This window comes from Pseudomonas sp. GW704-F2 (assembly GCF_059423025.1).
Genome location: NZ_JBWKXO010000005.1, coordinates 96,353 through 116,177 on the forward strand (window position 1 = coordinate 96,353; position 19,825 = coordinate 116,177).

At 61.6% G+C, this 19,825-nt stretch carries 12 protein-coding genes and 1 pseudogene; 9 read left to right on the forward strand and 4 right to left on the reverse strand.

Translation table 11 applies throughout. The annotated features are described in order from the left end of the window. Positions 1 to 8: 8 nt before the first annotated feature. On the reverse strand, positions 9 to 845 hold the full coding sequence (locus AC07W0_RS06100; RefSeq protein ID WP_102617194.1) for a 23S rRNA (adenine(2030)-N(6))-methyltransferase RlmJ: 837 nt from the start codon (positions 843 to 845) through the stop codon (positions 9 to 11). A gap of 251 nt (positions 846 to 1,096) precedes the next feature. Between AC07W0_RS06100 and AC07W0_RS06105 the strand changes: the two genes are divergently transcribed. The 3 genes from AC07W0_RS06105 to AC07W0_RS06115 all read left to right on the forward strand — a co-directional run bounded on the left by AC07W0_RS06105 (position 1,097) and on the right by AC07W0_RS06115 (position 3,985). Beyond that, positions 1,097 to 2,374 carry an O-acetylhomoserine aminocarboxypropyltransferase/cysteine synthase family protein gene (locus AC07W0_RS06105; protein ID WP_017849813.1) on the forward strand — a complete coding sequence of 426 codons (1,278 nt, stop codon included), beginning with the start codon at positions 1,097 to 1,099 and terminating at the stop codon, positions 2,372 to 2,374. A gap of 299 nt (positions 2,375 to 2,673) precedes the next feature. Beyond that, positions 2,674 to 3,621 carry a hypothetical protein gene (locus AC07W0_RS06110; protein ID WP_102617195.1) on the forward strand — a complete coding sequence of 316 codons (948 nt, stop codon included), beginning with the start codon at positions 2,674 to 2,676 and terminating at the stop codon, positions 3,619 to 3,621. Next, positions 3,611 to 3,985 carry a hypothetical protein gene (locus AC07W0_RS06115; protein ID WP_017849815.1) on the forward strand — a complete coding sequence of 125 codons (375 nt, stop codon included), beginning with the start codon at positions 3,611 to 3,613 and terminating at the stop codon, positions 3,983 to 3,985. Before AC07W0_RS06110 ends, AC07W0_RS06115 begins: the two co-directional genes overlap by 11 nt. Positions 3,986 to 4,068: 83 nt before the next feature. Here the strand turns inward: AC07W0_RS06115 and putP are convergent, their stop codons facing one another. Next, complete coding sequence (gene putP / locus AC07W0_RS06120; protein ID WP_017849816.1) at positions 4,069 to 5,553, reverse strand: sodium/proline symporter PutP; 1,485 nt, start codon at positions 5,551 to 5,553, stop codon at positions 4,069 to 4,071. 462 nt (positions 5,554 to 6,015) lie between these two features. Here putP and putA point away from each other — a divergent pair, with 462 nt between their 5' ends. Together putA and AC07W0_RS06130 are read left to right on the forward strand one after the other, a co-directional pair. Continuing rightward, a complete protein-coding gene (gene putA, locus AC07W0_RS06125; protein ID WP_017849817.1) occupies positions 6,016 to 9,969 on the forward strand; it encodes a trifunctional transcriptional regulator/proline dehydrogenase/L-glutamate gamma-semialdehyde dehydrogenase in 3,954 nt (1,317 codons plus the stop codon). Positions 9,970 to 10,198: 229 nt separating this feature from the next. Next, positions 10,199 to 12,001 (forward strand): acyl-CoA dehydrogenase, encoded by a 1,803-nt coding sequence (locus AC07W0_RS06130; RefSeq protein ID WP_102617196.1) that lies wholly within the window; start codon positions 10,199 to 10,201, stop codon positions 11,999 to 12,001. Here AC07W0_RS06130 and AC07W0_RS06135 read toward each other — a convergent pair. Both AC07W0_RS06135 and AC07W0_RS06140 read right to left on the reverse strand, forming a co-directional pair. After that, positions 11,998 to 12,291 carry a cell division protein ZapA gene (locus tag AC07W0_RS06135; RefSeq protein WP_017849820.1) on the reverse strand — a complete coding sequence of 98 codons (294 nt, stop codon included), beginning with the start codon at positions 12,289 to 12,291 and terminating at the stop codon, positions 11,998 to 12,000. The two genes, AC07W0_RS06130 and AC07W0_RS06135, sit on opposite strands and share 4 nt — an antisense overlap. Next, complete coding sequence (locus AC07W0_RS06140) at positions 12,288 to 12,518, reverse strand: hypothetical protein (protein WP_046490781.1); 231 nt, start codon at positions 12,516 to 12,518, stop codon at positions 12,288 to 12,290. Before AC07W0_RS06140 ends, AC07W0_RS06135 begins: the two co-directional genes overlap by 4 nt. A 291-nt stretch (positions 12,519 to 12,809) precedes the next feature. Between AC07W0_RS06140 and AC07W0_RS06145 the strand changes: the two are divergent. The 4 genes and pseudogenes from AC07W0_RS06145 to mscK form a co-directional block, all read left to right on the forward strand. Continuing rightward, positions 12,810 to 13,565 (forward strand): annotated as a pseudogene (locus tag AC07W0_RS06145) (MCP four helix bundle domain-containing protein); the annotation flags it as partial. Further along, positions 13,557 to 14,420 (forward strand): methyl-accepting chemotaxis protein, encoded by an 864-nt coding sequence (locus AC07W0_RS06150; RefSeq protein WP_370737571.1) that lies wholly within the window; start codon positions 13,557 to 13,559, stop codon positions 14,418 to 14,420. The pseudogene AC07W0_RS06145 and the gene AC07W0_RS06150, both read left to right, overlap by 9 nt. A 216-nt stretch (positions 14,421 to 14,636) precedes the next feature. After that, positions 14,637 to 16,379, forward strand: coding sequence for a potassium/proton antiporter (locus tag AC07W0_RS06155; RefSeq protein ID WP_017849823.1), 1,743 nt, complete (start codon positions 14,637 to 14,639; stop codon positions 16,377 to 16,379). 49 nt (positions 16,380 to 16,428) lie between these two features. Next, on the forward strand, positions 16,429 to 19,812 hold the full coding sequence (gene mscK / locus AC07W0_RS06160) for a mechanosensitive channel MscK (protein WP_102617197.1): 3,384 nt from the start codon (positions 16,429 to 16,431) through the stop codon (positions 19,810 to 19,812). The last annotated feature ends 13 nt before the right edge of the window (positions 19,813 to 19,825 follow it).

Genomic DNA, 19,825 nt, shown 5'->3' on the forward strand with positions numbered 1-19,825 from the left:
AGACTCGGTTACTCAGCAATCAGCCAATCCATCTGCCACCCGCCCTGGGTCTGGCCCAGTTGCTTGGACAGCCACGGCAGCAGCTCACGCAATTCCTCCTCCAAGCCCCACGGCGGGTTGGCAATCGCCAGGCCCGAGCCGGTCAGGGTGTTGGGCGTGTCCAACGGATGCACCAGCAATTCGACGCGCAGCAGCTTCGGCGCACCGGTGCCGGCCAGGTCCTGGTAGAAACGGCGCAACATGCGCTGGTCCTTCACCGGGTACCAGATCGCTGCGACCGTCTGGCGCATGCGGCCGACCGCCTCTTTGAGCGACGCCGCGCAGCGCTGCATTTCGTCGAGCTGTTCAAACGGCGGGTCAATCAGCATCAGCGCACGCTTTTCCGGCACCGGCAGCAACGCGCGTGGCACATGCCAGCCTTCGCCCAGGTGAACCTTGACGCGACGATCGCCCTTCATGTTGTCCTTGAGCAGCACGCCGTCTTCCGGGTGCTTTTCATTGAGCAGCACGCGGTCCTGGGGGCGGGTCAGGCGGCGTGCCAGTTCCGGCGAACCGGGGTAGTAGCGCAACTGGCCATCCTGGTTCATCTCGTGCAGCACGCGCATGTAGTCGGCGGTCAATGGCGGCAGATCGCTCTTGCCCCACAGACGGGCGATGCCTTCCAGGTATTCACCGGTGCGGTTGGCCTGATCGCCCTGCAGGTCGTACAGACCGATCCCGGCATGGGTATCGAGGTAGGCGAACGGCTGCTCCTTGCGCGACATCAAGGCGATGAGGCGGGTCAAGGTCAGGTGTTTGAAGACATCGGCGTGGTTGCCGGCGTGAAAGGCGTGACGATAATTCATGGTTGCTCCTGCGCAGGGGGCGAAGTTTACCTGCTACACGGGCAAAGGTGCAGGGCCGCATGCCGGGCGGTGCTTATGCCGCAAAGACAGGCGTCCTTGTGAAAACAATCTAATCCTTACAGCATGTGCGGGCTTGCCCGCGACACAAGCGACGCGGTATTACCTGCACTCCGCGATGATGCCATCGCAGCCAAGCCAGCTCCCACCCTGCCCGGGGGCGCCCTTAAAAACCAAGGAGGTCAACAATAACCATGAAAGACGCCACCATCGCCCTGCACCACGGCTTCAAGTCCGACCCGACCACCAAAGCCGTCGCGGTGCCGATCTACCAGAACGTCGCCTTCGAATTCGATAACGCCCAGCACGGTGCCGACCTGTTCAACCTGGACGTACCCGGCAATATCTACACGCGGATCATGAACCCGACCAACGATGTGCTGGAGCAACGCATGGCCGCGCTCGAAGGCGGTATCGCCGCGCTGGCCGTGTCCGCCGGCAGCGCAGCGATCCACTATGCGATCCAGACCCTGACCCGCGCCGGTGACAACATCGTCACCACGCCGCAGCTCTATGGCGGCACCTACACCCTGTTCGCCCACCTGCTGCCGAGCTTTGGCGTCGATGTGCGCTTCGCCCGCGACGATTCCGCCGCCGCCATCGCCGAACTGATCGACGACAACACCAAACTGGTCTACTGCGAGAGCATCGGCAACCCGGCGGGCAACATCATCGACCTGCAAGCCCTCGCCGACGTGGCCCACGCCCGTGGCGTACCGCTGATGGTGGACAACACCGTGGCCACGCCGATCCTGTGCAAACCGATCCAGTTCGGTGCCGATATCGTGGTGCATTCGGTGACCAAATACGTCGGCGGCCATGGCAACTCCCTGGGCGGTGTGATTGTCGACAGCGGCACGTTCCCGTGGGCGAAATACGCGGAAAAATTCCCCGGCCTCAACCAGCCCGAACCGGCTTACCACGGCGTGGTCTACACCGAAAAATTCGGCCCCGCCGCCTTCATCGCCCGCGCCCGCACCGTACCGCTGCGCAACACCGGCGCAGCGCTGGCGCCGATGAACGCCTTCCTGCTGCTGCAAGGCCTGGAAACCCTGGCCCTGCGCATGGAACGCCACACCGAGAATGCCTTGAAGGTCGCGCAGTTCCTGCAAGATCACGCCGAAGTCGAATGGGTCAGCTACGCCGGGCTGCCCGATCATCCGCACCACGCACTCGCGCAGAAATACATGCAGGGCAAACCGTCGGCGATCCTGTCGTTTGGTCTGAAGGGCGGTTACGAAGCCGGTGTACGCTTCTACGACGCCCTGCAAATCTTCAAACGCCTGGTGAACATCGGCGACGCCAAATCCCTGGCCTGCCACCCGGCGTCCACCACCCATCGCCAGATGAACGAGCAGGAACAGGCCAAGGCCGGCGTGAAGCCGGAGATGATTCGCCTGTCGGTGGGGATCGAGGCGATTGAAGATTTGATCGAGGATCTGCAACAGGCGCTGGCTGCAACGCACGCCTGAGGCCAGATAAGCGACCCGCGCGCCATGGCTAACATCTGCATGGCGCGTGAAGCAGGCGACCTTGTGCCGCAAGGTCGTCGGCGTAAAGGCAGTGAAAATTCACGCCTCTGTCGGAAACCTGGCTCAACTCAGTAGCCCTTTTCCCAAAAGCAAAAAACCACCGAAAAATCCCCCGCCAAAACCACGACACCGCTCGAACCGCTCTTTAAATTGCGCAGCCATGCTCATTCAAAAAGGACTGTTTCCATGGCAAGCAATGACCGCCCTTCGAACCGATCACCATGGTTGGGGAGTCGCTAATGCCTCAGCCCTATGCCTTCATCAATGACCGCCAACAAACCTCGGTGGAGCTCAAGGCAAGTTTGCGCTTGAACCCATATGCCGAAGCCAAGTTCGAGACCCTCAATACCCACATTCGCAATGTTGTCGTACTGCCAGGGCAGTTAGTGATCATCGGTGACGAAACCACTGCGATCTGCACCCCGCAAGAGTCACACTTGATGCGAGCCGCCTGGGATATTCGGCATAGCGTGATGGCCGAAGGCGGGGATGCTTTTGCACTGCACAACTATGACTTGCTGAAAAAGTTGCTGGGCTACGCTTCGCTGGGGATAGGCACGGCGGGTGATGCCTGGAGTCGACACTTGCAAAACATTGCAAAGACCCTCGAAGAAATTGATGCACTGCACAAACAATTCCTGCGCCGGGGTGGCGGTGCTGCGCGAGATGAGTTCCTCGCTCGACGCCAAACCCTGTTTGCCAAACTGGACGCGCAAATGCGTAGTTTTGCGCGTTATGGCACAGGGCTACGCAATGAAGGTTCGATCAAAAAAATGCTGGGAATCTCGACCAAGAGCTATTTGCACAGCGGAGAGATAAAGAGGTACAGCGAAACGATTTCGCGAGTTTCGAAGACAGCAAAACTGCTGAAAAAGGGCACGCCGCTGGGCATTGCGTTGAGTACGACTGCAACGGCGTTGGAGATCAAGGAGGCGTGTTCTACCGGGAGGGAAGAACAATGCAGAAGAGCAAAATATGTGGAACTTGGGAAACTGACGTTAGGTGTGTCAGGCGGCGTGGTGGGCGGCGCTGCCGGATCACTCCTATGCTTTGCCATATTGGCCCCCACCACTGGTCCGGTATCCTTAGCTTGCATGCTATTCGCCGGAGGAGCCGGAGGTGCGGCCGGTGGGTACTTAGGTGGGGAAAGCGGCGAGAAGGTAGGAGAGCTTTTGTATGAGTATTGATGACTTCTTGAACCTCCCTGCTACTTCCTTGATTGCCATCAGCTCTGCATCCGCAGTCATCACCACCACCATCATCGGGCTCTTCTTGTGTTACCGAAAACTTGAACCCATGGAAGCGCTCTTGAACAAGTGCCGCCTAGTCGCCTTCCACAGCAGCTACTGGGGAAACTCACCGCGCGAAAGGATGATGAGGCTTTGCGCAGTGTATGTGGCCGTCGCACTACCCAGGCTAAATGCAAGACGGGGAGTCATTGACCTCCCGCAGGTACAAGCCTTTCCGCGCAGCACAAAGCTCATGCTTCATGGCACGGCGCTTATTGGCGCAGCCGGATTGATAGGTCTGATCGTCATTTACTTTGACTGACCAGTTGAGGAAAAAAACGGCCCGCTATCCAAAAGATAGCGAGCCGTTTTCTTCAACACATCGGGCGCATAACGCCCGAGGCTTTATTTGTTGAGGTTGTAGTCTTTCTCGGCAGCATCAAAGCGCTCAACCATACCCGCAGTCGGCGCGCCCAGCTTGCTGACGATGTAGATCGCCAGGCTGGCGAAGATGAAGCCTGGGATGATTTCGTACAGACCCAGCAATTCGAAATGCTTCCACACGATCACGGTGATCGCGCCGACCAGAATGCCAGCCAGTGCGCCGTTGCGGGTCATCTGCTTCCAGATCACCGAGATCAGTACCACAGGGCCGAACGCGGCGCCGAAACCGGCCCAGGCGTAGCTCACCAGGCCCAACACGCGGTTATTCGGGTTGGCGGCCATAGCGATGGCGATCAACGCCACCAGCAGCACCATGACACGACCGACCCACACCAGCTCAACCTGGGAAGCGTTCTTGCGCAGGAAGGTCTTGTAGAAGTCCTCGGTCAGGGCGCTGGAGCACACCAGCAATTGGCAGCTCAAGGTGCTCATGACCGCCGCCAGAATCGCCGACAGCAGAACGCCAGCAATCCATGGGTTGAACAGCAGCTTGGCCAGCTCGATAAACACGCGCTCGTGGTTCTCGGTCACGGGGCCGGCCACTTCCGGGTGCGCCGAGAAGTAGGCGATGCCGAAGAAGCCCACGGCCACGGTGCCGCCCAGGCACAGGATCATCCAGGTCATGGAGATGCGACGCGCCTTGGCGATCGACTTCACCGAATCCGCCGCCATGAAGCGCGCGAGGATGTGCGGCTGGCCGAAGTAACCCAGGCCCCAGCCCATCAGCGAGATGATGCCGATGAAGCTGGTGTTTTTCAGCATGTTGAAGTTGTCGGGGTTCTTCGCTTCGATCGCCAGGAACGTGGTATCGATACCGCCGGTGGCCAGCAGCACGATGATCGGCGTCAGGATCAGCGCGAAGATCATCAGGGTGGCTTGTACGGTGTCGGTCCAGCTCACTGCCAGGAAACCACCGACAAAGGTGTAGGCAATCGTCGCCGCCGCGCCGGCCCACAGCGCAGTCTCGTAGGACATGCCGAAGGTGCTTTCGAACAGGCGGGCACCGGCCACGATGCCGGAAGCGCAATAGATGGTGAAGAACACCAGGATCACTACTGCGGAGATGATCCGCAGCAGGCCGCTTTTATCTTCGAAACGGCTGGAAAAGTAATCCGGCAGCGTCAGGGCGTCACCGTTGTGCTCGGTCTGCACGCGCAGGCGACCGGCCACGAACAGCCAGTTGAGGTACGCACCGACGATCAGGCCGACGGCGATCCAGCTTTCCGACAGGCCGGACATGTAGATCGCGCCCGGCAGGCCCATCAACAACCAGCCGCTCATGTCGGAAGCACCGGCTGACAAGGCAGTCACCACGCTACCGAGGCTGCGACCGCCCAGGATGTAATCGGAAAGGTTGTTGGTGGAGCGATAGGCCATGAAGCCGATCAGCACCATTGCTGCGATGTAGATCACGAACGTGATCAGGGTTGGATTACTAACGCTCATAGAAGTGACGCCCTGGCTTTGTTTTTATGTAGCGGCGGTCTGTCAGACGGCCACCCACTGATCCAGTGAGTAAACGTAGCTGCATCGCGCGCATTTATGACTGACGTTTCCCCAGGAAAGCCGTCAGCCGATGAACCACACCATGCGGGTGGTTGCACCTTGGCTGCGAATGCTATTCAACAAAGCAAATAAGGTGCAACCAGTTTCTCGCGAATAAGTTGCACCTTGATGTATTTTACAGAAAACACCGCGTTTTTGCTCCTTTTCGGAGCAAGAACAGCCGAACTCAGAAGCAAATGCACCAACTAGAAGCAGAATCGGTCGAGGCCGGGATTTTTTCCGATTGAACCTCGAAAATTTCATGCATAAAAAGGGTTGCACCCGGTTGCACCTCTTCCAGACCGAAGCTAATCTTGCCGCCAACTGATGCCACTCGGTAGTGGCACCCATGAGGATAAGAAAATGGCTACAACCACCCTTGGGGTCAAACTCGACGACCCGACCCGCGAGCGCCTGAAGGCGGCCGCGACCTCCATTGATCGCACGCCGCACTGGCTGATCAAGCAGGCGATTTTCAATTACCTGGAGAAACTCGAGGGTGGTGCAACCCTGACCGAGCTCAATGGCTTGAGCAGCAAGGAGGCCGATGACGCCGGCGAGGTCCAGGCCGACCACGCCCATCAGTGCTTCCTCGAGTTCGCCGAGAGCATCCTGCCGCAATCCGTACTGCGCGCCTCGATCACCGCCGCTTACCGCCGCCCGGAGCCGGAAGTGGTGCCGATGCTGATCGAACAGGCTCGCCTGCCGGCCCAGATGGCCGAAGCCACGAATAAGCTGGCCGCGTCGATTGCAGAAAAACTGCGCAATCAGAAGAGCGCCGGCGGCCGTGCCGGCATCGTCCAGGGTTTGCTGCAGGAATTCTCCCTGTCATCCCAGGAAGGCGTGGCACTGATGTGCCTGGCCGAAGCGCTGCTGCGCATCCCCGACAAAGGCACCCGCGACGCACTGATCCGCGACAAGATCAGCACCGGCAACTGGCAACCGCACCTGGGCAACAGCCCGTCGCTGTTCGTCAACGCGGCTACCTGGGGCCTGTTGCTGACCGGCAAACTGGTCGCCACCCACAACGAAGCGGGCCTGACCTCATCCCTGAGCCGCATCATCGGCAAGAGCGGCGAGCCGATGATCCGCAAGGGCGTCGACATGGCCATGCGCCTGATGGGCGAGCAGTTCGTCACCGGCGAAACCATCGCCGAAGCCCTGGCCAATGCGAGCAAGTTCGAAGCCAAGGGTTTCCGCTATTCCTACGACATGCTCGGTGAAGCCGCACTCACCGAACACGATGCGCAGAAGTACCTCGCCTCTTACGAACAAGCCATTCATTCCATCGGCAAAGCCTCGAACGGCCGTGGGATTTATGAAGGCCCGGGCATTTCCATCAAGCTGTCGGCCCTGCACCCACGTTACAGCCGTGCCCAGTACGAACGGGTGATGGACGAGCTGTACCCGCGCTTGCTGTCCCTGACCCTGCTGGCCAAGCAATACGACATCGGCCTGAACATCGATGCCGAAGAAGCCGACCGCCTGGAACTGTCCCTGGATCTGCTCGAACGCCTGTGCTTCGAGCCGCAACTGAGCGGCTGGAACGGCATCGGTTTCGTGATCCAGGCCTACCAGAAGCGCTGCCCGTATGTGATCGACTACGTCATCGACCTGGCGCGCCGCAGCCGCCACCGCCTGATGATCCGCCTGGTAAAAGGCGCGTACTGGGACAGCGAAATCAAGCGCGCCCAGGTCGAAGGCCTGGAAGGCTACCCGGTCTATACCCGCAAGGTGTACACCGACGTGTCCTACATCGCCTGCGCACGCAAACTGCTGTCGGTGCCGGAAGTCATCTACCCGCAGTTCGCCACGCATAACGCCCACACCCTGTCGGCTATCTACCATATCGCCGGTCAGAACTATTACCCCGGCCAGTACGAGTTCCAATGCCTGCACGGCATGGGCGAACCGCTCTACGAACAGGTCGTCGGCAAAGTGGCCGAGGGCAAGCTGAACCGTCCGTGCCGCGTGTACGCCCCGGTCGGCACCCACGAAACCCTGCTGGCCTACCTGGTACGTCGCCTGTTGGAAAACGGCGCCAACACCTCGTTCGTCAACCGTATCGCCGACCAGTCCATCTCGATCCAGGAGCTGGTGGCCGATCCAGTAGCCAGCATCGAGCAAATGGCGACGCTGGAAGGCGGCTTCGGCCTGCCGCACCCGCGTATTCCATTGCCACGCGATCTGTACGGCAGCGACCGCGCCAACTCGGCCGGTATCGACCTGGCCAACGAACACCGTTTGGCGTCGCTGTCCTGCGCCCTGCTGGCCACCGCGCACAACCACTGGAAAGCCGCGCCGATGTTGGGTTGCGCCGCCAGTAATGAAGCTGCGACGCCGGTGCTGAACCCGTCCGACCTGCGTGATGTGGTCGGCCACGTACAGGAAGCCACCGTCGATGACGTCGACAACGCGATCCAGTGCGCCATCAACGCCGGCCCGATCTGGCAGGCGACTCCGCCCGCCGAGCGCGCCGCGATCCTTGAACGCGCCGCCGACCTGATGGAAGGCGAGATCCAGCCGCTGATGGGCCTGCTGGCCCGCGAAGCCGGCAAGACCTTCGCCAATGCCATCGCCGAAGTGCGCGAAGCCGTGGACTTCCTGCGTTACTACGCGGTGCAGGCGCGTCACGATTTCACCAACGACGCCCACCGCCCATTGGGCCCGGTGGTCTGCATCAGCCCGTGGAACTTCCCGCTGGCGATTTTCAGTGGGCAAGTCGCCGCCGCACTGGCCGCCGGTAACCCGGTATTGGCCAAACCTGCCGAGCAAACCCCGCTGGTAGCCGCACAAGCGGTACGTATCCTGCTCGAAGCCGGTATTCCGGAAGGCGTGCTGCAACTGCTGCCGGGCCAGGGCGAAACCGTTGGTGCGCGCCTGGTCGGCGATGATCGCGTCAAAGGCGTGATGTTCACCGGTTCCACCGAAGTCGCGCGCCTGCTGCAACGCAATGTCGCCGGACGCCTGGATGCCCAGGGCCGACCGATCCCGCTGATCGCCGAAACCGGTGGCCAGAACGCGATGATCGTCGACTCCTCGGCCCTGACCGAACAAGTGGTCATCGACGTGGTGTCGTCGGCCTTCGACAGCGCCGGCCAGCGTTGCTCGGCCCTGCGTGTGCTGTGCCTGCAGGAAGATTCTGCAGACCGCGTCATCGAAATGCTCAAGGGCGCCATGGCTGAATGCCGTTTGGGCAACCCGGAGCGCCTGTCGGTGGATATCGGCCCGGTGATCGACGCCGAAGCCAAGGCCGGCATCGAGAAACACATCCAGGCCATGCGCGACAAAGGCCGTGCGGTGTACCAAGTGGCGATCGCCGACGGCGAAGAGATCAAGCGCGGCACCTTCGTGATGCCCACCCTGATCGAACTGGAAAGCTTCGACGAGCTGCAACGGGAGATCTTCGGCCCGGTGCTGCACGTGGTGCGCTACAAGCGCAAGGAGATCGACCAGTTGATCGGCCAGATCAACGCTTCCGGCTACGGCCTGACCCTGGGCGTACACACGCGCATCGACGAGACCATCGCCAAGGTGATCGACAACGTTCATGCCGGCAACGTCTACGTCAACCGCAACATTGTCGGGGCGGTGGTCGGCGTGCAGCCGTTTGGCGGCGAAGGTTTGTCGGGCACCGGCCCGAAAGCCGGTGGTCCGCTGTACCTGTACCGCCTGCTGTCGACGCGTCCTACCGATGCGATCGAGCAGTCCTTCGTTCGCGGCGATGCATTGTCCGCACCGGACGTGCGCCTGCGCGACGCCATGAGCCAACCGCTGACCGCTTTGAAAGCCTGGGCCGACAGCCACACGCTCAGCGACCTGAGCGCGCTGTGCAGCCGGTTCGCCACGCAATCGCAAAGCGGTATCACCCGCCTGTTGGCCGGCCCGACCGGCGAGCGCAACAGCTACGCCATCCTGCCCCGCGAGCACGTACTGTGCCTGGCAGAAGTAGAAGGTGACCTGCTGACCCAACTGGCGGCGGTATTGGCCGTCGGCGGTTCGGCGGTATGGCCGGAAACCGAGCTGACCAAAGCCTTGTTCCCACGCCTGCCGAAAGAGATTCAGGCGAAGATCAAGCGCGTGGCCGACTGGACCAAGGACGATGTGCTGTTCGACGCAGTCCTGCACCACGGCGATTCCGATCAACTGCGCGCGGTTTGCCAGCAAGTGGCCCAGCGTGGCGGGGCGATCGTCGGGGTACATGGTTTGTCCCAAGGCGAGACAGCAATTGCCCTGGAGCGTCTGGTGATCGAGCGTGCGCTGAGCGTCAACACCGCAGCGGCGGGCGGTAACGCCAGCCTGATGACCATCGGCTAACTGCCGGAACGCGGTAAACATGTGGGAGGGGGCTTGCCCCCGATGGCGGTGGATCAGTAACAGCTGAACTGACTGACACACTGCAATCGGGGGCAAGCCCCCTCCCACATTTTGGCTGTATTTCAACTCCTCGTCCGCGTTCTGCCCCTCCATCACCCAGATCAATCTTGCTATCCAGCCTCTATTCGCGCACTTAGACTCAGGCTCCTTCCCACGCAGGTAAGCCGCCATGTCCGAGATGCTCCTCAGTTCCCGCAATCTGGCTTTCGAGCTGTACGAAGTCCTCGATGCCGAGGGCCTGACCCAGCGCGAGCGGTTTGCCGAACATAATCGCGAAACCTTCGACGCGGCCATCAGTACCGCCCGCACCATCGCCGAAAAGTACTTCGCACCGCATAACCGCAAAAACGACGAAAACGAACCGCGCTACGAGGACGGCAAGGCCATCCTGATCCCGGAAGTCAAACCGGCCGTGGACGCCTTCCTGGAAGCCGGCTTCCTCAATGCCGCGCGCAGTTTCGAAGCCGGCGGCATGCAGTTGCCGACATTGCTGTCCCAGGCCTGCTTCGCGCACTTCCAGGCGGCCAACGCGGCGTCAACGTCCTACCCGTTCCTGACCATGGGCGCCGCCAACCTGATCGAAAGTTTCGGCACCGAGGAGCAGAAGCAACGCTTCCTGCAGCCGATGATCGAGGGGCGCTTCTTCGGCACCATGGCCCTGACCGAGCCGCATGCCGGCTCGTCGCTGTCGGACATTCGTACCCGCGCAGAGCCTGCGGCGGACGGCAGCTATCGGCTCAAGGGCAACAAGATCTTTATCTCCGGCGGCGACCACCCGCTGTCGGAAAACATCGTGCATATGGTGCTGGCCAAACTGCCGGACGCGCCGGCCGGGGTGAAGGGCATTTCGCTGTTTATCGTGCCCAAATTCCTGGTCAACGACGATGGCAGCCTGGGTGCGCGCAACGATGTGTTGCTGGCCGGGCTGTTTCACAAGATGGGTTGGCGCGGCACCACGTCCACGGCGCTGAATTTCGGCGATAACGGGCATTGTGTCGGCTATCTGGTGGGCAAGCCGCACCAGGGCCTAAGCTGCATGTTCCAGATGATGAACGAAGCGCGCATCGGCGTCGGCATGGGCGCGGTGATGCTCGGTTACGCCGGCTACCTGTATTCCCTGGAATACGCCCGCGAACGCCCGCAAGGCCGCCTGCCGGACAGCAAAGACCCGAGTACCGCGCCGGTGTCGATCATCCAGCACGCCGATATCAAACGCATGTTGCTGACCCAGAAAGCCTACGTCGAAGGCGCCTTTGACCTCGGCCTGTTTGCCGCGCGCCTGTTCGACGACACCACCACCCTGGCAACCGACGTCGAACGCAAGCGCGCTCACGAACTGCTCGACCTGCTGACGCCGATCGTCAAATCCTGGCCCTCGGAGTTCTGCCTCAAGGCCAACGAGCTGGCGATCCAGATCCTCGGCGGCCACGGCTACACCCGCGAATACCCGGTGGAACAGTATTACCGCGACAACCGCCTCAACCCGATCCATGAAGGCACCCACGGTATCCAGTCCCTCGACCTGCTGGGGCGCAAGCTCGCGCAGAACGGCGGCGCGGGCCTGAAGCAACTGATTCGGTTGATCGCCGAAACAGGCGCACGGGCGCAGCAATATCCATCGCTGAAGGCCATGAGAGAACCGCTGGAACAGTTGGTGGCGCGCCTGCAAAGCGTGACGATCGGCCTGCTGACGGATCTCGCCCAAGGCAAGGTCAACAGCAGCCTGGCGAATTCGGCGCTGTACCTGAAGGTATTCGGGCACACGGTGATTGGCTGGCGCTGGCTGGAGCAGGCGATTCGCGCCGAAGAAGGCCTGGCCAAGGGCAATGCGGCGGACACCGCGTTCTATAAAGGCAAGCTCCAGGCGGCCCGCTACTTCCTGACCTGGGAAGTACCGGGCTGCCATCATGAACTGGCAATACTGGAGGCCCGCGACGATACGTGCCTCGGCATGCAGGATGAGTGGTTCTAAGGCTGTCCGATAGCCTTGGAAATCACCTCGACCGTGGCGCTGACTTGCTCTTGGTAACGGTCGAGTTCCTGCTGGTGACGCTGTTGCATTTCGATCTGCTCGGCGCACAGGTTCAGCGCGGCCAGTACCAATAGCTTGTCACCGATCAGGGTCGGGTACTTTTTCTTGGTGGTGGCCAGGGAGGCCTTGAGCAGGGTCACGGCGTGCATCAGGGTTTGATCTTCCCCGGCCGGAGCCTTGATCGAGTAATCCTCTCCGAGAATCGAAACGACCTTTATCCCTTCGTTCATGCGCTGACAGGCCCTGCGCTCACACGCTCAACCAACGCCTGGATACGCGCAGCGGTGGCGCCGTTCTTTTCTTCCTGTTCCATCAGGTTCAATTGCAGGCTGTCATTCTCATCCTTGGCGCGGGCCAATTGCGCCTTGAGGGATTCATTGGTGTCCAACAGGTCTTGATTCTGCTGTACCAGGTCGCTGACCAGTTGTTCCAGTTGGCTGAGGGATGCTTCTAACATTTTGATTTCCTGGGCTTTTTAAAAGGGCGGTGACGATAAAGAAAATTCACCTCGGATGCCAGGGTTATCCCCGGCGCGCAGCCCGATTGTTAAGGGCCGGGCCGCACTTTCGAGCCTTAGTGACTGCGTTTCCCCCATCTGGTTCCTGAATCGGCCCGGCCCCTCGTCCGATGCGATAAAAACACACGCCACTATAGACTTTAGTCGTACTGCCGATAGGTAATACTCACCCTGTCTCATAGCCGCATGGATCGCGCTTCTCCCCAGGACTCCCGCATGTCTCTTCGTAATATGAATATCGCGCCGCGCGCGTTCCTAGGCTTCGCGATGATTGGCGCACTCATGTTGTTTCTCGGTGTGTTCGCCCTGAACCAAATGAGCAAAATCCGCGCGGCGGCAGAAGACATCACGCTGTCCAGCGTCCCGAGTATTCGCGCCCTCGATGAGTTCACCCAGCTGACATTGCGCCTGCGGGTGCTGTCATACCGCTTGCTGACCAACCGCAGGCCGGACGCGCAGCAAAAAACCCTGGAAACCATCGAACAGCGCAACCAGCAGATTCGGACCGCCCAGGGCATCTACGAAAAACTCATCGACAGCAGCGAAGAACGCGCGGCCTACGACGAATACGTGCGCCTGCTAGCCCAGTACCATCAGATCGAAGAGCGCATGAAGAGCATGTCGCGGGCCAATCAGGTCGACGAGCTGCGCGAGTTGCTCAACAGCGAGTTGCTGAGCAACGCCGAGCAGATCAACGCCGTGCTGGCGCGCCTGGCGGACATCAATAACAAGATGGCCCTGGCCACCAATCAGCAGGCCAAAGACCAATACAACCTGGCCTTCGACCTGGTGGTTGGGCTGCTGGTCATCGCCACGACGCTGACCCTGTTGTTCGCCTGGCTGCTGACCCGCAGCATCACCCTGCCGATCGCCCAGGCCCTGGACGCGGCTGAAGAAATCGCCGAAGGCAACCTGACACGCCCGATCAAGGTCGATGGCGACGACGAAGCCGGCCGTCTGCTGGCCGCCATGGCCAAGATGCAGGACAAGCTGCGTGACACCCTGCAACGCATCGCCGGCTCGGCCACTCAGTTGGCTTCTGCCGCCGAAGAGCTCAACGCCGTGACCGACGAAAGCGCCCGTGGCCTGACCCAACAAAACAACGAAATCGAACAGGCCGCCACCGCGGTCAACGAGATGACCAGCGCCGTCGAGGAAGTCGCGCGCAATGCGGTGAGCACCTCCGAGGCCTCGCGCAACGCCACCACCTCCGCCGGTGACGGCCGCGACCTGGTGCAGGAAACCGTCAGCGCCATCGAGCGCATGAGCGGCGACGTGCAAGCCACCGCGACGCTGATCGGCGACCTGGCCAATGAGTCGCGCGACATCGGCAAGGTGCTCGACGTGATTCGCGGCCTCGCCGACCAGACCAACCTGCTGGCCCTGAACGCGGCGATTGAAGCGGCGCGTGCCGGGGAAGCCGGCCGTGGCTTTGCCGTAGTGGCCGACGAAGTGCGTGCGCTGGCGCATCGCACCCAGCAGTCGACCAGCGAGATCGAACGGATGATCGGCAGTATCCAGGCCGGCACCGAGCATGCCGTGGATTCGATGCGCAACAGCACCGAGCGCGCGGAATCGACGCTGAACATCGCCAAAGGCGCGGGGATGTCGCTGGATACGATCAACACGGCGATTGTCGAGATCAATGAACGCAACCTGGTGATCGCCAGCGCGGCGGAGGAACAAGCGCAGGTGGCACGGGAAGTGGACCGCAACCTGGTGAACATTCGTGATCTGTCGGTGCAATCGGCAACCGGCGCCGGCCAGACCAGTGCCGCGAGCAGCGAGTTGTCGCGCCTGGCGGTGGACTTGAACGGGATGGTCGGGCGGTTTCGCCTCTAAGAATGTGGGAGGGGGCTTGCCCCCGATTTCGGTGTATCAGAATCAGATGTGCTGGCTGACACTCAGCTATCGGGGGCAAGCCCCCTCCCACATTTAGATCGGCGCCCGTCGCTAAAACCTTTTTGACAGCGCGGCAATTCAACAGGTTAGAATCGCTGGCACGCAGACTGCATGGTCAGAATGCGTCCGTCTTATTTTGCCCATGGAGTACTGCCTTTGAATGCGACCACCATCAACAGCCTGTTCTTGATCGGCGCGTTGCTGGTGAGTGCGAGCATTCTGGTGAGCTCTCTTTCGTCCCGCCTGGGCATTCCGATCCTGGTGATCATCCTGGCCGTGGGCATGGTCGCCGGCGTCGACGGCGGCGGCATCATCTTCGATAACTACCCGACCGCCTACCTGGTGGGTAACCTCGCCCTGGCCGTGATCCTGCTCGACGGCGGCTTGCGCACCCGGGTGGCGAGTTTTCGCGTGGCACTCTGGCCGGCGTTGTCGCTGGCCACGGTGGGGGTGTTGATTACCACCGGCCTCACTGGCATGGCCGCGGCCTGGCTGTTTGACCTCAACATCATTCAAGGCTTGCTGATCGGTGCGATTGTCGGCTCCACCGACGCCGCCGCGGTGTTCTCGCTGCTCGGCGGCAAGGGGCTCAACGAACGGGTCTCCGCCAGCCTGGAAATCGAATCCGGCAGCAACGACCCGATGGCGGTGTTCCTCACCGTCACCCTGATCGACATGCTCGCCAGCGGCCAGACCGGCCTGCACTGGAACCTGCTGTTGCACCTGGTGCGCGAGTTCGGCATCGGCGGCCTCATCGGCCTCGGTGGCGGCTGGCTGATGCTGCAGATGGTCAACCGCATCAACCTGGCCAACGGCCTGTACCCGATCCTGGTGATCGCCGGCGGCCTGTTCGTCTTCGCCCTGACCAACGCCCTGCACGGCAGCGGCTTCCTCGCCGTGTACCTGTGCGGCCTGGTGATCGGCAACCGCCCGGTGCGCAGCCGTCATGGCATTTTGCATATGCTCGACGGCATGGCCTGGCTCGCCCAGATCGGCATGTTCCTGGTACTCGGCCTGCTGGTCACGCCCCACGACCTGCTGCCGATTGCGCTGCCCGCCCTGGGCCTGGCGCTGTGGATGATCCTGTTTGCGCGGCCGCTGTCGGTGATGGTCGGCCTGCTGCCGTTCAAGGCGTTCCACGGCCGCGAAAAAGCCTTTATCGCCTGGGTCGGCCTGCGCGGCGCGGTGCCGATCATTCTTGCGGTGTTCCCGCTGATGGCCGGCCTGCCCCATGCACAGCTTTACTTCAACCTGGCGTTCTTTATCGTGCTGGTCTCGCTGCTGGTGCAAGGCACCAGCCTGCCGTGGGTGGCCAAGCTGCTGAAAGTGACCGTGCCACCGGAGCCGGCACCGATTTCCCGCGCAGCCCTGGAAGTTCACGTCACCAGTGAGTGGGAGCTGTTCGTCTACCGCCTGGGCGCGGAAAAATGGTGCATCGGCGCAGCCCTGCGCGAGCTGAAAATGCCCGAAGGCACGCGTATCGCGGCGCTGTTCCGTGGCCAGCAACTGCTCCATCCGTCGGGTAGTACGGTGCTGGAAGCCGACGATCTGCTCTGCGTGATCGGTCACGAACACAACCTGCCGGCCCTGGGCAAACTGTTCAGCCAGGCGCCGCAACGCGGTTTGGATTTGCGCTTCTTCGGCGACTTCGTCCTCGAAGGCGACGCCCAGCTGGGCGCGGTCTCGGCGCTGTACGGCCTGCAGCTCGAAGGCATCGACCCGGACATGCCTTTGAGCCACTTCATCACCCAGAAAGTCGGCGGCGCGCCGGTGGTCGGCGACCAGGTGGAGTGGAACAACACGATCTGGACCGTCGCAGTCATGGACGGGAACAAGATTGGCAAAGTCGGCGTCAGATTCCCCGAAGGAAGTCGCCCGGGCCCCGGACTCTTCCTCTAAACTGCGGGGCAATACTGCCCCGATTCTTCACCTTGCTCGACCGGTCTCTATGCCAACCCTGCGCACTTTTCTCGCCACTGCCCTGCTGGGCCTGACCCTTTGTGTCGGCAGCGTATACGCCGCCGACCCGCCCAGCGCCGACGCTATCCAGCAAACCCTGGACAAGCTGCCCGACCGCAAGCTGCCCGACGCCGACATGAAGGCGCTGCAGGCGATCCTGCAGCAGACGCTGACCCACCTGGGCAACAAGCAGGATTACGAGCAGCGCCTGGCCGATCTCAAGCGCCAGCTGCAAGACGCCCCGCGCCAGACCAGCGAAAACCAGCGCGAACTGACCCGGCTCAAGGCCACCAAAGTCGTCCCTGTGGCCCAGCGCTACGCCACGTTGCCGGTGCCGCAACTGGAACAACTGCTGGTGCAGCGCACCACCCAGCAAGGCGACCTGCAAAAAGACCTGGCCGACGCCAACAGCCTGACCATCGCCGCCCAGACCCGCCCCGAACGCGCGCAGACCGAAATCAGCAGCAGCCAGACGCGCATCCAGCAGATCAACGCGACCCTCAAGGCCGGCAAGGACAATGGCAAAACCCTCAGCGCAGACCAGCGCAACCAGTTGAACGCCGAACTGGCGTCGCTGAATGCACTGATCCCACTGCGCCGCCAGGAACTGGCCGGCAACAGCCAACTGCAAGACCTGGGCAACAGCCAGCATGACCTGGTGGTGGAAAAAACCGCGCGCCTGGAACAAGAGATCCAGGACCTGCAAACCCTGATCAACCAGAAACGCCTGGCCCAGTCCCAGCAGACGGTGACCCAACAGTCCATCGAAGCGCAGAAAGCCGGCAGCAGCAGCCTGTTGGCCACGGAAAGCGCGGCCAACCTGAAGCTGTCCGACTACCTGCTCAAAAGCACCGACCGCCTCAACGACCTGACCCAGAAGAACCTGCAGACCAAGCAGCAACTGGACACCGTGACCCAGAGCGACTCGGCGCTGGACGAACAGATCAACGTGCTCAAGGGCAGCCTGCTGCTGTCGAAGATTCTGTACAAACAGAAACAGGCCTTGCCGCGCCTCACGGTCGACCGCAACCTCGCCGACGACATCGCCAACATTCGCCTGTACCAGTTCGAGGTCAACCAGCAGCGCGAACTGATCAGCTCGCCCAGCACCTATGTGGATAACCTGCTGGCCAACCAGCCGCCGGATGAGGTCACCCCTCAATTGCGGCGCACTCTGCTGGAACTGGCGATCACCCGCAGCGACCTGCTCGAGCGCCTGAGCCGCGAGCTGAGCGCGCTGCTCAATGAATCGATCACCCTGCAACTGAACCAGAAACAACTGCTGAGCACCGCCACCACCCTGCGTGCGACCCTCGATGAGCAGATGTTCTGGATTCCCAGCAACAAGCCGCTGGACACCGAGTGGCTGGAAACCGTCCCGGACCATCTGAGCAAGCAAGTCACCTCCCTGCCCTGGGCCTCCAGCGTCAGCGAACTGTACGACGGCCTGACCCAGCGCCCGCTGCTGTTCCTGCCGTTGCTGCTGTTGATCGGCGCACTGTTGTGGCGGCGCAATGCCTTGTACGCGCGGCTGAAAAAGGTTCACATGGACATCGGCCACTTCAAGCGTGACAGCCAATGGCACACGCCCCAGGCGATCCTGGTGAATATCCTGCTGGCCATGCCCGTGGCCTTGGGCCTGGCGTTATGCGGTTATGCGTTGCAGATCGACGCCCGCGGGCAAAACGCCAACCTGGGTGCCGCGCTGTTGCAGATCGCTCAGGCGTGGTTGGTGTTCTACACCGCCTACCGAATCCTCGCGCCAGGCGGCGTCGCCGAATTGCACTTCCGCTGGGAACGACCGCAGGTCGCATTCCTGCAAGGTTGGGTACGCAAGCTCGGGCTGGTGGTGCTGGCGCTGGTGGCCGTGGTGGCCATTGCCGAGCACCAGCCGGCAGCCCTGGCCGACGACGTGCTGGGTATCGGCGTGGTGCTGACCTGCTATGCGCTGATGGCCTGGCTGCTGGGTCGCCTGCTGTTGCACAGCACAACCCACGAGAAAGCCTCACTGTTCCGCAAAACCGCGGGCCTGTTGTTTACCGCGCTGCCCATCGCACTGTTTATCGCCGTGTGTTTCGGCTATTACTACACCGCGCTGAAGCTCAGCGACCGGTTGATCAACACCCTGTACCTGTTGATGTTCTGGCTGGTGATCGAAGCCACGTTCGCCCGCGGCCTGGGCGTCGCCGCCCGGCGCCTGGCCTATTCGCGGGCATTGGCAAAACGCCAGGCCGCCAAGGAAGCCGGCGAAGGCGAAGCGGTGATCGAAGAGCCGACCCTGGACATCGAACAGGTCAACGAACAATCCATGCGCCTGATCCGCCTGGCCCTGCTCGGCGGCTTCATCGCGGCGCTGTACTGGGTGTGGTCGGACCTGATCTCGGTGTTCTCCTATCTCGACAACGTCACCCTCTACGAATACACCAGCGGCACCGGGGCCAATATCAGCATGGTGCCGATCAGCATCGGCGACATGCTCGGCGCGCTGATCATCATCGGCATCACCTTCGCCCTGGCGCGCAACCTGCCCGGCTTGCTGGAAGTGCTGGTGCTGTCCAAGCTGGACCTGGCCCAGGGCAGCGCCTACGCCACCACCACGTTGCTGTCCTACGTGATTGCCGGCGTGGGGTTTGTGGCGACCCTATCGACCCTCGGCGTGAGCTGGGACAAGTTGCAATGGCTGGTGGCGGCGCTGTCGGTGGGCCTGGGCTTCGGCATGCAGGAGATCTTCGCCAACTTTATCTCCGGCATCATGATCCTGTTCGAGCGCCCGGTGCGGATCGGCGACACCATCACCATCGGCAACCTGTCGGGCACGGTGAGCAAGATCCGCATCCGCGCCACCACCATCACCGACTTCGACCGCAAGGACATCATTGTCCCGAACAAGACGTTCATCACCGGGCAACTGATCAACTGGTCGCTGACCGACACCATCACCCGGGTCACCCTCAAGCTCGGCGTGGACTACGGCTCCGACCTCGACCTGGTGAAAGCCCTGTTGCTCCAGGCCGCGCGCGAAAACCCGCGGGTGCTGAAAGAACCCGAACCCCACGTGTACTTCCTCAACTTCGGCGAAAGCACCCTCGACCACGAACTGCGCATGCACGTGCGCGACCTCGGTGACCGCAACCCGGTGATCGACGAGGTGAACCGTTTTATCAACCGCGAGTTCAAGAACAACCACATCAACATCTCGTTCCGGCAGATGGAGGTTTACCTGAAAAACCTGCACGGCCAGGAGTACAAGCTGGTGCCGGTAGAAGACGAAAAACACACCATCGCCAACCCGGCCGAGACGCACGACGCACCGGAACCGCCGCCGGGCAAAGTGGTGGACGCCCCCGAGCCGCCACCCTCCAAGCTCGACTAAAACGCCTATCCCC

Coding starts and splice junctions, on each gene's coding strand:
- AC07W0_RS06100 (WP_102617194.1), bottom strand. CDS start 845: ATGAATTATCGTCACGCCTTTCACGCCGGCAACCACGCCGATGTCTTC.
- AC07W0_RS06105 (WP_017849813.1), top strand. CDS start 1,097: ATGAAAGACGCCACCATCGCCCTGCACCACGGCTTCAAGTCCGACCCG.
- AC07W0_RS06110 (WP_102617195.1), top strand. CDS start 2,674: ATGCCTCAGCCCTATGCCTTCATCAATGACCGCCAACAAACCTCGGTG.
- AC07W0_RS06115 (WP_017849815.1), top strand. CDS start 3,611: ATGAGTATTGATGACTTCTTGAACCTCCCTGCTACTTCCTTGATTGCC.
- putP (WP_017849816.1), bottom strand. CDS start 5,553: ATGAGCGTTAGTAATCCAACCCTGATCACGTTCGTGATCTACATCGCA.
- putA (WP_017849817.1), top strand. CDS start 6,016: ATGGCTACAACCACCCTTGGGGTCAAACTCGACGACCCGACCCGCGAG.
- AC07W0_RS06130 (WP_102617196.1), top strand. CDS start 10,199: ATGTCCGAGATGCTCCTCAGTTCCCGCAATCTGGCTTTCGAGCTGTAC.
- AC07W0_RS06135 (WP_017849820.1), bottom strand. CDS start 12,291: ATGAACGAAGGGATAAAGGTCGTTTCGATTCTCGGAGAGGATTACTCG.
- AC07W0_RS06140 (WP_046490781.1), bottom strand. CDS start 12,518: ATGTTAGAAGCATCCCTCAGCCAACTGGAACAACTGGTCAGCGACCTG.
- AC07W0_RS06150 (WP_370737571.1), top strand. CDS start 13,557: ATGCAGGACAAGCTGCGTGACACCCTGCAACGCATCGCCGGCTCGGCC.
- mscK (WP_102617197.1), top strand. CDS start 16,429: ATGCCAACCCTGCGCACTTTTCTCGCCACTGCCCTGCTGGGCCTGACC.